The organism is Arthrobacter gandavensis (assembly GCF_015355785.1).
GTDB classification, from domain to species: domain Bacteria; phylum Actinomycetota; class Actinomycetes; order Actinomycetales; family Micrococcaceae; genus Arthrobacter_B; species Arthrobacter_B gandavensis_A.
In genome coordinates, this window is sequence record NZ_JADKYW010000005.1 from 1,156,726 (window position 1) to 1,170,028 (window position 13,303).

At 66.8% G+C, this 13,303-nt stretch carries 12 protein-coding genes; 3 read left to right on the top strand and 9 right to left on the bottom strand.

Translation table 11 applies throughout. The features are described 5' to 3' along the window. Window positions 1-31 precede the first annotated feature (31 nt). Both ITX31_RS10555 and ITX31_RS10560 read right to left on the bottom strand, forming a co-directional pair. On the bottom strand, window positions 32-1,237 hold the full coding sequence (locus ITX31_RS10555) for an MFS transporter (RefSeq protein ID WP_194783315.1): 1,206 nt from the start codon (window positions 1,235-1,237) through the stop codon (window positions 32-34). 55 nt (window positions 1,238-1,292) lie between these two features. Next, complete coding sequence (locus tag ITX31_RS10560; RefSeq protein ID WP_194783316.1) at window positions 1,293-2,975, bottom strand: ABC-F family ATP-binding cassette domain-containing protein; 1,683 nt, start codon at window positions 2,973-2,975, stop codon at window positions 1,293-1,295. 118 nt (window positions 2,976-3,093) lie between these two features. Here ITX31_RS10560 and ITX31_RS10565 point away from each other — a divergent pair, with 118 nt between their 5' ends. Continuing rightward, window positions 3,094-3,414 (top strand): putative quinol monooxygenase, encoded by a 321-nt coding sequence (locus ITX31_RS10565; protein WP_194783317.1) that lies wholly within the window; start codon window positions 3,094-3,096, stop codon window positions 3,412-3,414. Between the two features lie 19 nt (window positions 3,415-3,433). Here ITX31_RS10565 and ITX31_RS10570 read toward each other — a convergent pair whose 3' ends face one another. The 6 genes from ITX31_RS10570 to ITX31_RS10595 all read right to left on the bottom strand — a co-directional run bounded on the left by ITX31_RS10570 (window position 3,434) and on the right by ITX31_RS10595 (window position 9,599). Continuing rightward, window positions 3,434-3,709, bottom strand: a complete 276-nt coding sequence (locus ITX31_RS10570) for a hypothetical protein (protein ID WP_194783318.1) — start codon at window positions 3,707-3,709, stop codon at window positions 3,434-3,436. A gap of 37 nt (window positions 3,710-3,746) precedes the next feature. Further along, entirely contained in the window at window positions 3,747-4,865 is a 1,119-nt protein-coding gene (locus ITX31_RS10575) for a hypothetical protein (protein ID WP_194783319.1), read from the bottom strand. Window positions 4,866-5,000: 135 nt separating this feature from the next. Beyond that, window positions 5,001-6,443: a phytoene desaturase family protein gene (locus tag ITX31_RS10580; RefSeq protein ID WP_194783320.1), complete on the bottom strand. Its 1,443-nt coding sequence runs from the start codon at window positions 6,441-6,443 to the stop codon at window positions 5,001-5,003. Further along, a complete protein-coding gene (locus tag ITX31_RS10585) occupies window positions 6,436-7,509 on the bottom strand; it encodes a lipid II:glycine glycyltransferase FemX (RefSeq protein WP_194783321.1) in 1,074 nt (357 codons plus the stop codon). Before ITX31_RS10585 ends, ITX31_RS10580 begins: the two co-directional genes overlap by 8 nt. Continuing rightward, window positions 7,506-8,951 carry a glycosyltransferase family 87 protein gene (locus ITX31_RS10590; protein WP_194783322.1) on the bottom strand — a complete coding sequence of 482 codons (1,446 nt, stop codon included), beginning with the start codon at window positions 8,949-8,951 and terminating at the stop codon, window positions 7,506-7,508. Before ITX31_RS10590 ends, ITX31_RS10585 begins: the two co-directional genes overlap by 4 nt. 228 nt (window positions 8,952-9,179) lie before the next feature. Next, window positions 9,180-9,599: an Lrp/AsnC family transcriptional regulator gene (locus ITX31_RS10595; RefSeq protein WP_194783323.1), complete on the bottom strand. Its 420-nt coding sequence runs from the start codon at window positions 9,597-9,599 to the stop codon at window positions 9,180-9,182. A 69-nt stretch (window positions 9,600-9,668) separates the two neighbouring features. Between ITX31_RS10595 and ITX31_RS10600 the strand changes: the two genes are divergently transcribed. Next, a complete protein-coding gene (locus ITX31_RS10600; RefSeq protein WP_194783324.1) occupies window positions 9,669-10,292 on the top strand; it encodes a LysE family transporter in 624 nt (207 codons plus the stop codon). Window positions 10,293-10,431: 139 nt separating this feature from the next. After that, the gene (locus ITX31_RS10605; RefSeq protein WP_194783325.1) at window positions 10,432-11,517 is read left to right on the top strand and encodes an inositol-3-phosphate synthase; all 1,086 of its coding nucleotides are present in this window, start codon (window positions 10,432-10,434) and stop codon (window positions 11,515-11,517) included. Window positions 11,518-11,604: 87 nt separating this feature from the next. On the opposite strand, the gene ITX31_RS10610 is transcribed toward ITX31_RS10605, so the two are convergent. Next, window positions 11,605-13,272 (bottom strand): formate--tetrahydrofolate ligase, encoded by a 1,668-nt coding sequence (locus ITX31_RS10610; protein ID WP_194783326.1) that lies wholly within the window; start codon window positions 13,270-13,272, stop codon window positions 11,605-11,607. Window positions 13,273-13,303 lie beyond the last annotated feature (31 nt).

Here is a 13,303-nt window from a genome sequence, read left to right on the forward strand (position 1 = left end):
GGAGTGCCGGACTTTTGGCTGCCATTGCGCCCTAAGAGACAGGCTTTCCGGCCGCCAGGTCCTCCTCCGTGCGCTCGGCCGCAACCGGCGCGAAGACAATTGACATCAGCATGGCCGCCCCGACCACGAGCAGCGCGTTGCGCAGCCCCCAGAGCTCGCCGAGGAAACCGAGCAGCGGAGGTCCGACGAAGAAGGCCGTATAGCCCAGGGTGGAGACCACGGAGACGCGCCCCGCGGCGTGGGCAGGATCATCGCCGGCAGCGGACATCCCCATGGGGAAGCCCAGTGCGGCGCCGATGCCCCAGAGAATGACGCCGATCCCGGCCAGCCAGAGGGTGGGGGCAAACACAAACAGGATCAGTCCTGCCAGCGAAGCGCCCATGCACAGCCGCAGGGCGCGGACCCGGCCCATGCGGTCGATCAGGCGAGCACCGAACCAGCGGGTGGCTGTCATTGCGGCAACAAACACTCCGAACATCACTGCACCGGCCGCCTCCGAGGCGTCGAGCCCGTCAACGGTGGCCTTGGCCACCCAGTCGTTCGCGGCGCCTTCGGTCAGTGCCGCCCCCAGGACGACGACGCCAATCAGGAGCGTACGGCCCTCTTTCCACGCGCTGAAACTGGAAGGCTTCGGTGCGCCTCCATCGTGCGGATGGAGCATCTCCGGGGAATCCGGCAGGAACGCGCGGGGAACCAGCGTGACCAGCACGACGGCGATCACCACGATTCCGATCAGGTGCACGGGCAGGCTGACGTCCAGGGCGGACAGGCCGGCACCGATCATCGCTCCCAGGAACGCGCCGCCGCTGAAGGCGCCGTGGAATTTGGGCATCAGCGTCTTGCGCAGGCCGCGTTCGACTTCCGTGCCCTCCAGATTCATGGCGACATCCCAGAGTCCAATCCCGGAGCCGAAGACCAGCAGCCCGGCCGCGGTGAGGGGAATCGATCCTGCGGACAGTCCCGCCGCGATGACCAGCGCCGCTGCGGAGGCGAGCAGTCCGCCGGTCCGTACGGCGTTGGCGGTGCCTACCCGCTGGGCCAGGGCACCGGCCAGGGGCAGCGCTCCCACCGAACCTACCGCGGAGAAGAGCAGCAATAGTCCCACCCCGGCAGAACCGATGTCCAGGGCCTGGGCCGCGGCGGGAATCCGCGCCGCCCAGCTGGCGAAGATGAGTCCGTTGAGCGCAAAGATCGCAAAGACAGCCAGGAGGGCCCGGTCCAGGGTTTTGGTGTTCACGCCTTCATTCTGGAGCCAGGACCCTGCCGGAGGGAAATATTCTCCGGCGGCGCCTTCAGCGGACGCGCTGGACCCGCTTTTCGTCCCACACCGGCTCTTCGGACTCGTAGACCCGTCCGTCGGATCCGAAGACGAGGAACCTGTCGAAGCTGCGGGCGAACCAGCGGTCGTGTGTCACCGCCAGGACCGTTCCTTCGAAGGCTTCGATGGCCTTCTCCAGGGCTTCGGCCGAGTGCAGGTCCAGATTGTCCGTAGGCTCGTCCAGCAGCAGCAGGGTGGCGCCGGAGAGTTCGAGCAGCAGGATCTGCAGGCGCGCCTGCTGGCCGCCGGAAAGCAAGTCGTATTTCTGTTCGCCGGAGGAAGCCAGGCCGTACCGGTCCAGGGCGCCGGCTGCTGCTTCCCTGCCCAGTCCGGAGCGGTGTTCATCGCCGCGGTGCAGGATGTCCAGCAGTGTCTTGCCCAGCAGGTCCGGGCGCAGCATGGTCTGGGCGAAGAACCCCGGCCGGATCCGTGCTCCCAGCTTGACCGATCCCTGATGCGGAACCGGGGCGATCTCCACCTCGGAAACCGGCTCATGTTCCTTATCCGGATCGCTGCCGCCCAGGGCGAGCAGGCGCAGGAAGTGGGACTTCCCCGAACCGTTGGACCCCAGCACGCCCACCCGGTCGCCAAACCAGATTTCAGTGCTGAACGGCTTCATCAGCCCGGTCAGTTCCAGCTTCTGGGCCACGACTGCGCGCTTGGCGGTACGGCCGCCCCGCAGCCGCATCTTGACGTTCTGCTCGATCGGCAGGGCTTCGGGCGGGCCCGCTTCCAGGAACTTTGCCAGGCGGGTCTGCGCGGCGTGGTAACGGTTGGCCATGTCCGAGCGGAACGCGGCCTTGTTCTTGTACATGTTGACGAGTTCCTTGAGCTTCACGTGCTCCTCGTCCCAACGCCTGCGCAGTTCCTCGAAGCGGGCGTTTCGGTCTTCGCGCGCCTGGACGTAGCTGCCGAACCCCCCGCCGTGGATCCAGGCCGAGGCGCCGTTGATGCCCGGCTCCAGAGTCACGATCCGCGTGGCCGCGTTGGCGAGCAACTCACGGTCGTGCGAGACAAACAGGACGGACTTCTTCGACTCCGCCAGCCTGGCCTCCAGCCAGCGCTTGCCCGGCACGTCCAGATAGTTGTCCGGCTCGTCAAGCAGCAGCAGTTCATCCGGGCCGGAGAACAGTGCCTCCAGGACGAGGCGCTTCTGTTCACCTCCGGAGAGGGTGCTTGCCTGGCGGTACTGGGCGGTGTCGAACGGCATGCCGAGGGCGGCCGTCGTGACTTCATCCCAGACGGTTTCCTGTTCGTACCCGCCGACGTCACCCCAGTCGGCGATCGCCTGGGCGTACCGCATCTGGGTGGGCTCGTCGTCGTTCTCCATCATGGCTTCCTCAGCCTCGTCGACGGCCCGCGCAGCGGCTGCGATGGCGGGCGGGGCCGCGGAGACGAGCAGGTCGCGGACGGTGCTGCCGTCCCGCACCTGGCCTACGAACTGGCGCATGATGCCCATGTTCCCGGAGCGGGACACAGTTCCCTCGTCCGGTTTGATGTCTTCGGCGATGATCCGCAGCAGGGTGGTCTTGCCCGTGCCGTTGGGTCCGATCAGCGCTGTCTTGTGTCCTTCCCCGACCTTGAAGCTGACGCCGCTGAGCAGCTGCCTGCCGTCGGAGAGGAAGTAGTCAATGCCGGATACGTCGAGATGAGCCACGCTTCCATCCTCCCACCGCGGCGCCGATCTTCTCCCTCGGCCGCCGGCGTGACGGCGGGCAGCCCCGGGCATAGGATCTAAGTTCGGAAGAATCCGCAGCAGATCAGGAGAAAACAGGATGATCTTCATCGTCGTCAAGTTCAAGGTCAAGCCGGAGTGGACCGAGCGCTGGCCGCAGCTGACCGCGGATTTCACCGCCGCCACCCGCGGGGAGGAGGGCAACCTCTGGTTCGACTGGTCCCGCAGCCTGGAAGACCCGAACGAATTCGTCCTCGTTGAGGCGTTCAAGGACGACGCCGCTGCCGCCCACGTGAACAGCGACCACTTCCAGCAGGCCATGAAGGACATGCTCCCGGCACTGGTGGAGACCCCGAAGATCATCAACACCCTGATCGACGGCCAGGACTGGTCCCGGATGGGCGAGCTCGAAGTCCAGTAGTGTTCCGGGGCCGCGCCGGCTACTGCTGCAGGGAGTACCCGGCGCGCTCCAGCATTTCCCGCAGGTCCACCACCGTCTGTTCGTCAATATCCTTGCCCCTGGGCGGGGTCAGGTAGTCGGTGTGCCCTGCAAGGGTGACCTCGTACTTGCCATTGTGCTCGCGGGTGGTGTCTGCAATCGTTTCGAGCAGGGACCGCACGCGCTTCCACTCGATGTTGTGGGAGACGGGGTGGCGCAGGATCTCGTTCAGCGTGTCCCGGTGGTGGTTGTTCAGGTGTTCGGGTGTGTCCGTCATGGGAACCTCCTCCTTCAAGTTCCCCACGCGGTGGACCTCAGTGCAAGGGGTCCGGCCTGAAGTCAAGGCCCAGGACGTCCTCCTCGGCTTCGATTTCGGCGCCAAAGTTGATGTTCACCAGGTCCGAGCGGTTCTCCCAGCGGCCCGAGCCGGTGGTGTCTTCCTGGTACCGGGCACGGGCTTTGCCCCCGGTGGCGTACACCGTCATTCCCAGTTCGGGCGTACCAATGATGCGGTACTGCGGCGCCCGGTCCAGGGTCCACTGCACATCGCGGGTCCGCGCCGGCCCGAAGCTGGCGTACGCCGCGTTGGGACAGCCTGCGGGCGCGGCTTCCTGGCGGGACAGGCAGGCAGCCAGGTAGGCATCCGCCTGGGCCTGCACCTCGGGTTCCAGTTCCCCGCTTGCGGCCGGATGCAGTCTGACCGGTCCCGGCCCTCCGGTCATCTCCGGTTCCACGAGGACCTCGACCCCGGGACCATAGCTGAGAAAGCGTTCACGCGGCCCTTCAAAAAGGTAGGAACCGGGCAGCAGCAGCACCTCGGCTGAGTCCGCACTGGGGGGAAGCGGATACTCCGTTCCGTTGATCCTGATTTGCTCTGTACCTGCCGGGAACTCGACCTCCACTGACCGCGCGGCCGATGGACCCAGCTGCCATTCCGTGAAGACCAGCGCCCGCGACCCGGCTTTGGTGAGCCGGAATTCCACGGTTTTGCGCTCTCCACCCTGGTCCACCAAGGCCCGGACGACGGCGGTGTCCTGCCTGATGTCCTGGCCCAGGATCTCGAAGCCGGTGATCTTCTCCCCGGCGGCCGCGTAAATCTCCGGGTCTTTAGGCACCAGTGCATCCGTAGCGGGCAGCAGCGCGTGGGCTGCCGACTGGTCTCCGGACGCCAGGGCAGCCAGATAGTCCTCGGTGACTGCCTTCGGACCCAGGACGTCCCTGCTGATGTACCCGTAGCCCAGCACTGCGGCGCCGGCGAGGACGGCTGCTCCGGTGCAGGCGAGGACGGCTGCCCCGGCCAGGTGGCGGCGGCCGCGCTCCTTGCGGGGTTTCCGGGGCCGTGTTGCGGGAGGCGCAGGTGCGCCGGGGGCCGCGGAGCCGGGCACCGGTGCGCCGGGGGCATGCCGGGATGGCTGCTGTGTTGAAACCGTCATGAGAATCCCCCGCTGCGAACTGCTCCCGGGAATGTCTTCGTGGTCAAAGCTCCCCGGGGGTACCGACTCCAAGATACCGCTGACATTGTCCCCAGCCGCGGGGCGGCACGCCCTGCGGCGAACGGCAGGCGGCTGCTACGCCGGCGCGAGGGACGGCAGGGGCAGCCCAAAGACCCCGCGAAGGGCCTGGCCCGCAGCGTGGTAGCCGCCCATTCCGTGTACTCCGGGGCCGGGCGGGGTGGAGGCGGAGCACAGGAAGACACCTTTCAGCGGCGTCTTCCACGGAACCGGGGACAGCACCGGCCGGCGGATCATCTGTCCCAGGGTCACCGCGCCGGCACCGAAGTCACCGCCCACGTAGTTCTCGTTGTAGGCGGCGAGTCCGCGCGCCGTCGTCGTCCGCGTTTCGACGACGACATCCCGGAACCCGGGCGCGAAACGTTCAATCTGTGCCGTCACCGCAGCAGCCATGTCCCGGTCCGAGCCGGCCGGGACGTGGCAGTAGGTCCACAGGATGTGCCGGCCCGCGGGTGCGCGGGACGGGTCGAAGGCGCTGGGCTGGGACAGCAGCACATAGGGCTGCTCCGGATGCCGGCCGGAGGCAACGGCGGCTTCGGAGGCAGCGGTTTCGGCACGGGTTCCCCCCAGGTGGACTGTTCCTGCCTCGGTGAGGGCCGGATTCGCCCAGGGCACCGGCCCGGAGAGGATGAAGTCCACCTTGCAGGCGGCGTTGCCGTAGCGGAACTGCCGCAGCGCGCGCTCATAGCGTGCCGGCAGCGCTCCGGCGGCCAGCCGCAGCAGTCCTGCGGGAGCGGTATCGAGAATGACAGCGCGCGAGCCGGAGAGTTCGCGGAGCGAGTCGACCCTGTGCCCGGTCTCCAGTTCCCCTCCGTGCGCGCGGAGGTCCTCCACCATGGCGTCTGCGATCGCCTGGGATCCGCCCACGGGCACGGGCCAGCCGACTGTGTGGGCCAGCAGTGCCAGCAGCAGCCCGCCCCCGGCTGAGGGCAGGGACGGCAGCCGTCCCACCGGGTGGGCCATGACGCCGGTCAGCAGGGCGGGAGCCCTATCTTCACTGAAGCGGCGGTTCCAAGCTCCGGTTCCCTGGTCCAGGGCGGCCAGGCCAAACCGCAGAGCGGCCAGCGGCTCGCCGGGAATCTTCAGCAGCGGGTCCATCAGCGTACGCGTGATGGCTTCGCTGTGCTGCACCAGGGGGCGCATCAGCGCAGACCAGGCTTTACCGTCCGCCCCGAGGTCCTGGACGGTGCGGTCCAGGCTGCGGTAGGCCAAGGCGGCGCGCCCCCCGTCCATCGGCTGCGCGTAGGAAACATCCGGCACTTCCAGCCGGATCCGCTCTGACAGGCCAAAGTCCCGAAAAAAGGGTGCCGCGAGCGCCATGGGATGCACCGCGGAACAGATATCGTGCCGGTGGCCCGGGCGGATGAGCTCGCTGGTGCGCGACCCGCCGCCTGCGGTGGGCGCGGCTTCCAGGACACGCACGGACAGACCGGCGCGGGCCATCGTGACCGCCGCAGCCAAGCCGTTCGGCCCGGCTCCCACCACGGTCACGTCAGTCACGGCCGGCCCCGGCACTGCCGTCTTTCAGGCGGGCGCGGGCGCTGCGCAGCAGCCCCGGCGCTTCCCGGCGCAGCCGAAGCGCCGTTGACAGGACGCGGTAGCGCAACGGAGAAAGCGGAATGTCATACGTGGTTGGAACAGTGACCACGGTCTTCGAAAAGTTGCGCTTGAAGGTGGTGACGTTGGCGAGGGACGGGTAGTTCTCACTCTCGATCCCGGTCAGTCCGCAGGCTGTGTTGCCGGCGGCCTTGAGGATTTTGAATGCTTCCCACAGCAGCAGGTACGGGGCATTGGTCTTGCGGGCGTCCCGGGAGCTGGCGGCGAAGTAGTACACCGCGTAGCCGCGGTATTCCGTGGTGATCAGCCAGGAAACCGGCCTGCCTTCAACATAGGCCACCATCAGGCGCAGATAGTCTCCCAGTTCGGTGAGCAGGGTCTCGTAGAAAGCCGAGTCGAAACTGGAGAACCCGTCGCGGGCGGCGGTTTCCTGCATGATCGGGAACAGTTCGGTCCGGAAGACCTCGGCCCACCGTTCCCGTTCCACGGTGCGGACCTCCACCCCGAGCTTCTCCGCCTTGCGGATCAGGTTGCGGGCGTTGGGACGGAAGGCCGCGAAGATCTTTTCGGTGTCCGGGGTCAGGTCCACCACGATTTCGCGTTCGTACCAGCCGTGCTCCAAGGGTCCGGTGACCGGCGGGCTCGCATGTTCCACCTGCATCCGGACGTACAGCGGGTCGACGGCGGGATCGGCGCGGAACTGCTCCTGCACAGTGGCCACCAGGCGTGCCTCGGCGTCGGGGGTCCGCTCGGTGAACCAGGTTGGGCCGTTGACGGCCACCAGGGAGGGACGCAGGCGCCGGCGGGAGCGAAGGTAACTGGCGGTGGCCACGAGCTTCGCGCCGTCGTAATAGGCCCACACGCCGTAGGGTTCGCGGCCCAGGCGGGTTTCGAAGTCCGCCCAGTAAGGAGTCTGTTCCAGCGGAATGACAACACCGGGGTGCCGGGCCGCCAGGGACTCGAAGTCCTCGCGGGACAGCTGCTGGAAACGGTAGGGAGCGGGGGTCACATTGCTTCTTTCGCCGGGGCTGCGTCCGTTCCCAAGGGTACCCGAGGGCGGCGGGGCAGCCTGAGCCTCCAGCGGTCAGGAGCCTGGTTGAACGGCCCGCCCTGCGGATCGTCGATGCCCATGCGCCGCACCGGATCGGTCCGCGGGTCCCAAATGTCCATCGCCACCCTGGCCATGAGGTACATGGTGGCTGCCATGTGTCCGACCACAGAAAGCACGAACCAGCCGGGATCAAGGTTGTTTTCCGGGGCTCCCCCGCCAACCAGGAAGGCGAGGTAGAGCCAGATGGCCCACCAGTGCATCACCTCGAAGAACTGCCAGATCAGGAAATCCCGCCAGCGCGGCCTCGCCAGCGCCAGCAGCGGCACGAGCCACAGCACGAACTGGGGCGAGTAGACCTTGTTGGTGAGGATGAATGCCGCCACGATCAGGAACACCAGCTGCGCTATGCGGGGCCGCTGCGGAGCCGCAAGGGCCAGGAGGGCGATTCCTGCGCAGGCCAGCGCAAACAGGAAGTATGCCCAGAAGCTGATGAACGCGGCGTCCACCGCGTGCTCGGGGAACGTGATGTTCCAGGCCTGCCAGACGCTTGAATTGCCCGCGCCGCGGTCGCGGGAGAATTCGTAGAAGAATTTCCAGCCCTGGAAGTCGCGGAGCATGAACGGAATGTTGACCGCCAGCCAGGTCAGCGCCGTGGCAGCAAAGGTGATGGCAGCAGCCCGCAGCTTCAGGGTTCGCAGGGCCAGGACGAGGACAGCTCCGAGGATGAGGACCGGATAGAGCTTCAGTGCCGTGCCGAGGCCCAGCAGGACGCCGGCCAGGAGCGGTTTGCTGCGGGCGAAAGCCAGCATGCCCAGGGCCGCCAGCATCACGGCCCAGATGTCCCAGTTGATGAACATGGACAGGATCATGGCCGGAGCCACCGCAACCATTGCTGCGTCCCAGGGACGGCGGTTGGCCATCCGCATGGTGGCGATCACCGTGACTATCCAAGCTGCGGTGGCAAAGACGGCGTTCAGGTCGAAGTAGACCAACCCCCGGGATTCCGCGTCCGCAGGCACCAGCCAGGCCACGAACCCGGCCAGCAGCCCCAGCAGCACCGGATACTCAAACTCGGATCCGGGGCTGATGAAGGGATAGATCCCCGCGCCCAGCCCGCGGGCACCAAAAAGTGCGGGCCAGTCGGAGTAGCAGGCCTGGTAGAACTGGTTGGACCAGCCGTTGAGCCGGCAGGGGGTCTTCGCGAGCAGCGCCAGCAGGGCTGCACCGGTGGTCAGCAGAATCAGGACCCGCGGGATGGTGAAGAATCCCGGGGAAACAATTCCCGGCGCCGTGTACCGGCCCAAAGGACCGCCCAGTACCTCAGTGAACCGGCGCAGCAGCCGGTCATTCCGGCTGGGTACCACAATCCGCATCGGCCGTCGGCGGGGAGTTGAATCCATGCCTACCAGTATGCAGGTGCACCTGCCTCCGGCTAGGAGCGACGGCCCAAATAGTCCCAAACTTCACCGCTGCCGGGGCATGCACCGTCCAGGACGGGGTCCGCTGCCGGCACCCGGGTCCAGCCTGGCCGCGTTGCTGAGGTTGATGGTCCGGTCACGCCGCAGACGGAAATGGTTCCGGTGGAGGCTCGCCGGTTGGCCCGTTCACCGCCGGCGGGTCAAGACCGCTCAGCGAAGGGCGAGCCGGGTCTGCGTCTGCAGGGCGCCCGACTCGGTCTTGAGCCGGTGGAGCAGCGCGTCGAGCGCCGGCATGCCCGGCACCCGGACGTTGAGCAGATAGTCGTAGGGGCCGGTCACATGCACGGCGTCGCGGACTGCGGGATTGTCCTGGGCCCAGGCCAGGAACGAGCGGGAATCCGCCTCGGGCTTCAACCTCACATCAATGAAGGCCTGGAGTCCGGCACCGGGTTCCTGCTCCTCTTCGGCCAGGACGGCACGGTAGCCGAGGATGATGCCGGCGGTTTCCAGACGCCGGACCCGCGCAGCGGCAGCGTTGGTGCTCAGCCCAACACGGCGGCCGAGCTCGGCAAACGAAATTCTCGCCTCGCGCTGCAGAATGCTGACAATTGAGCTGTCTGTGGCGTCCATAAGGGAACTTTAGCTGCCGGGATGGGAGAAACCGCAGTACGGACTTGGTGCCGGAGCGAGAATCGCCACATGGAGATCTTTCTGGCGGTGGCCGCGGGAGCAGCGGCTGGATTCGGCCTGGCGGCCCCTCTCGGTGCCGTCGCTGTCCTGCTGCTGCGCGAGGGCCTGGCTGCTGGATTCCGCCGGGCCGCGCCTGCCGCCGCCGCCGTAGCACTGGTGGATGCAGGGTACTGCGCCCTGGCCGTGACCGCCGGGAGTGCCGCTGCGCCGGTAATTGCCTCTTGGGGGCCGGCCCCCTCCGCGGCCGGCGGACTGGCGCTCATGGCCCTCGGCCTGGGCGGACTGCTCCGAGCCCGCCCCGGTGATTCTGCACGCCATGACCCCGCGGCGGCCTCGCGGAGCCGGCGGCGTTTTGCCCTCTTCATGGCACTCACCGCCGCCAACCCGGTCACACTGCTCTACTTCACTGCCCTGGCCACCGGTTTGTCCGGACTGGTTGCCGCACCCGGCGCAGCGGCAGCCTTCGTCGCCGGCACGGGCGCGGCGTCCGGGGCCTGGCAGCTGGGACTTGTCCTGGCAGGAGCGACTCTAAAGGGAAGGGTGACCCCGGCGGTGCAGCGAGGCCTTTCCCGGGCCGGGAACTGCACCGTTGCGGTACTGGGTGCCGCTGCCCTGGCGGCTGCCCTGTCGTGAGCGGAAATAGCCGAAAGCTACAACTCCCTTGAGTATTTGCTGGACGAAGTAGACTGGGTCAGTTGCCTGCGCAGCCTGCTGCGTCACATCCGCGAGTCCGCGGCGGGCGGCGGCACAGGAATGTCTTCAAAGGAGAACCGTGGCAAATAACCCGATCCGGGTGGCAATCGTTGGTGTTGGAAACTGCGCAGCATCGCTGGTGCAGGGTGTCCAGTACTACCGCGACGCCGACCCGTCAGCAACCGTCCCAGGCCTGATGCACGTCCAGTTCGGCGACTACCACGTCAATGACGTGCAGTTCGCGGCCGCATTCGACGTCGACGCGAAGAAGGTCGGTCTGGACCTGGCCGACGCAATCGGCGCCAGCGAAAACAACACCATCAAGATTGCCGACGTTCCGCAGACCGGCGTGACGGTGCAGCGCGGCCACACCCTGGACGGCCTCGGCAAGTACTACCGCGAGACGATCAGCGAGTCCGACGAGGATCCGGTAGACATCGTCGCCGAGCTCAAGGCAGCGGACATCGACGTCATGGTCTGCTACCTGCCGGTCGGCTCCGAGCAGGCAGCGAAGTTCTACGCCCAGTGCGCGATCGACGCCGGCGTGGCCTTTGTCAACGCCCTGCCCGTCTTCATCGCCGGAACCAAGGAGTGGGCGGACAAGTTCACCGCTGCCGGCGTGCCGATCGTGGGTGACGACATCAAGAGCCAGATCGGTGCCACCATTACGCACCGCGTGATGGCGAAGCTCTTCGAAGACCGCGGCGTCACGCTGGACCGCACATACCAGCTGAACGTCGGCGGGAACATGGACTTCAAGAACATGCTCGAGCGCGAGCGGCTTGAATCCAAGAAGATCTCCAAGACGCAGGCCGTCACCTCCAACGTCTCAGCCGAAATGGCCGCCAACGACGTCCACATCGGTCCGTCCGACTTCGTGGCCTGGCTGGATGACCGCAAGTGGGCGTTCGTCCGCCTCGAAGGCCGCAACTTCGGCGACGCTCCGGTGTCGCTGGAGTACAAGCTTGAGGTCTGGGACTCCCCCAACTCCGCCGGCGTGATCATCGATGCCGTCCGCGCGGCGAAGATTGCCCTGGACCGTGGAATCGGCGGGCCGATCCTCTCGGCCTCCAGCTACTTCATGAAGTCCCCGCCGGAGCAGTACAACGATGACATTGCCCGCGAAAAGGTGGAGCAGTTCATCCGGGGCGAAGCCGAGCGCTAAGCTCCCTCCCCCTTCAAAATCGATATGACAGAAAGTGCACGTCCCAGCGCTGGGACGTGCACTTTCTGTTATCTCGTTGGACGCTCGTTAGAACAGGCCCGACGGCGTTCCGTCCGCTGCCACTGCCATGCGCAGCGCGGCGGGCTGCTTGGGCAGCCCGGGCATGGTCATCACCGCGCCGGTCATTGCCACGATGAAACCTGCCCCGGTCTTGGGTACCAGGTCCCGGACATGGATGGTGAAACCCTCGGGCGCACCAAGCCGGGCCGCGTCGTCGGAGAACGAGTACTGGGTCTTCGCCATGCAGACCGGAACGTTTTCCCAGCCGTTGGCTTCGATTTCTTCCAGCCGGCGCAGCGCCGGCACTGAAAACTCGACGTCGTCCGCTCCGTAGATCTCCCGAACCACCGTGCGGATTTTCTCCGCGACCCCCATCTGCAGCGGATACAGCGGCTGGAAATCCACGTTCCGCTTCAGTGCCGCCAGCACCTTGGCAGCGAGATCATCGCCGCCCGGCCCGCCGCCGCCCTGCGCCCAGACATCCGCCACGGCGGCATCGACACCCTCCTGCGAGCACCAGTGCAGGAGCCATTCGATCTCCTCCGGGCTATCGGTGGTGAAGCGGTTGATGGCCACTACCGGCAGGAAGCCGAACTTGCCAAGGTTGCGCACATGCCTGCGCAGGTTCGCGGTGCCTGCTTCAAGTCCCGCAAGGTTGGGTTCATCCAGCCGCTCCCGGGGCACTCCTCCGTGCATCTTGAGTGCACGGATGGTGGCCACGACGACGACGGCGTCCGGAGCCACGTCCGCCACGCGGGAGGTAATGTCCATGTACTTTTCGGCACCGAGGTCCGCCCCGAAGCCCGCCTCGGTAACCACCACGTCAGCCAGGTCGCGGCCCAGGGATGTGGCGATCACCGAGTTGCAGCCGTGCGCAATATTGGCGAAGGGGCCGCCGTGGACCAGCGCGGGAGTGCCGGCAATGGTCTGCACCAGGTTAGGCTTCAGGGCGTCCTTGAGCAGCAGTGCCAGCGCCCCCTGGACCTGCAGGTCCGCCACGGTCACCGGTGTCCGGTCCCAGGTGTAGCCGACGGTGATCCGTGCCAGCCGTGCCGTCAGGTCCTCGATGTCCGTCGCCAGGCAGAACACGGCCATGATCTCCGAGGCCACGGTGATGTCGAACCCGTCCTCGCGGACCGTGCCCTGCCCCGGGCCGCCCAGACCCACCACAATGTGCCGCAGTGAGCGGTCATTCATGTCCATGACCCGGCGGAATGTTATCCGCCGGGGATCGATGCCCAGTTCGTTCCCCTGGAAAATGTGGTTGTCCACCAGCGCCGCCAGGGCGTTATTGGCACTCGTAATGGCGTGGAAGTCCCCCGTGAAGTGCAGGTTGATCTCCTCCATTGGAATCACCTGCGAATAGCCGCCGCCGGTGGCGCCGCCCTTCATGCCCAGTACCGGTCCCAGGGACGGTTCACGGAGGGCAATCACCGTTTTTTGTCCGGCACGGGCCAGGGCATCCCCAAGCCCCACGGTCACCGTGGACTTGCCCTCCCCCGCCGGTGTGGGGCTCATGGCCGTTACCAGGACAACCTTGCCGCGCTCGTCCCGTCTGGGCACCAGGGCAGTGTTTACCTTTGCCTTGTAGCGCCCGTAGAGTTCCAGCGCCTCCTCAGGTATGCCTGCTGAACGCGCTACGTCGGTGATGGGCTGCAGCGTCGCAGCCCGGGAAATTTCGAGGTCATTGGCCATGGCTCAACGCTGGCACCGGCACGGGCGCCCG

What these genes read in the sequence shown, in the direction of transcription:
- ITX31_RS10565 (WP_194783317.1), top strand. Translation starts at nt 3,094, where the DNA reads ATGATCTTCATCGTCGTCAAGTTCAAGGTCAAGCCGGAGTGGACCGAG.
- ITX31_RS10570 (WP_194783318.1), bottom strand. Translation starts at nt 3,709, where the DNA reads ATGACGGACACACCCGAACACCTGAACAACCACCACCGGGACACGCTG.
- ITX31_RS10575 (WP_194783319.1), bottom strand. Translation starts at nt 4,865, where the DNA reads ATGACGGTTTCAACACAGCAGCCATCCCGGCATGCCCCCGGCGCACCG.
- ITX31_RS10590 (WP_194783322.1), bottom strand. Translation starts at nt 8,951, where the DNA reads ATGGATTCAACTCCCCGCCGACGGCCGATGCGGATTGTGGTACCCAGC.
- ITX31_RS10595 (WP_194783323.1), bottom strand. Translation starts at nt 9,599, where the DNA reads ATGGACGCCACAGACAGCTCAATTGTCAGCATTCTGCAGCGCGAGGCG.
- ITX31_RS10600 (WP_194783324.1), top strand. Translation starts at nt 9,669, where the DNA reads ATGGAGATCTTTCTGGCGGTGGCCGCGGGAGCAGCGGCTGGATTCGGC.
- ITX31_RS10610 (WP_194783326.1), bottom strand. Translation starts at nt 13,272, where the DNA reads ATGGCCAATGACCTCGAAATTTCCCGGGCTGCGACGCTGCAGCCCATC.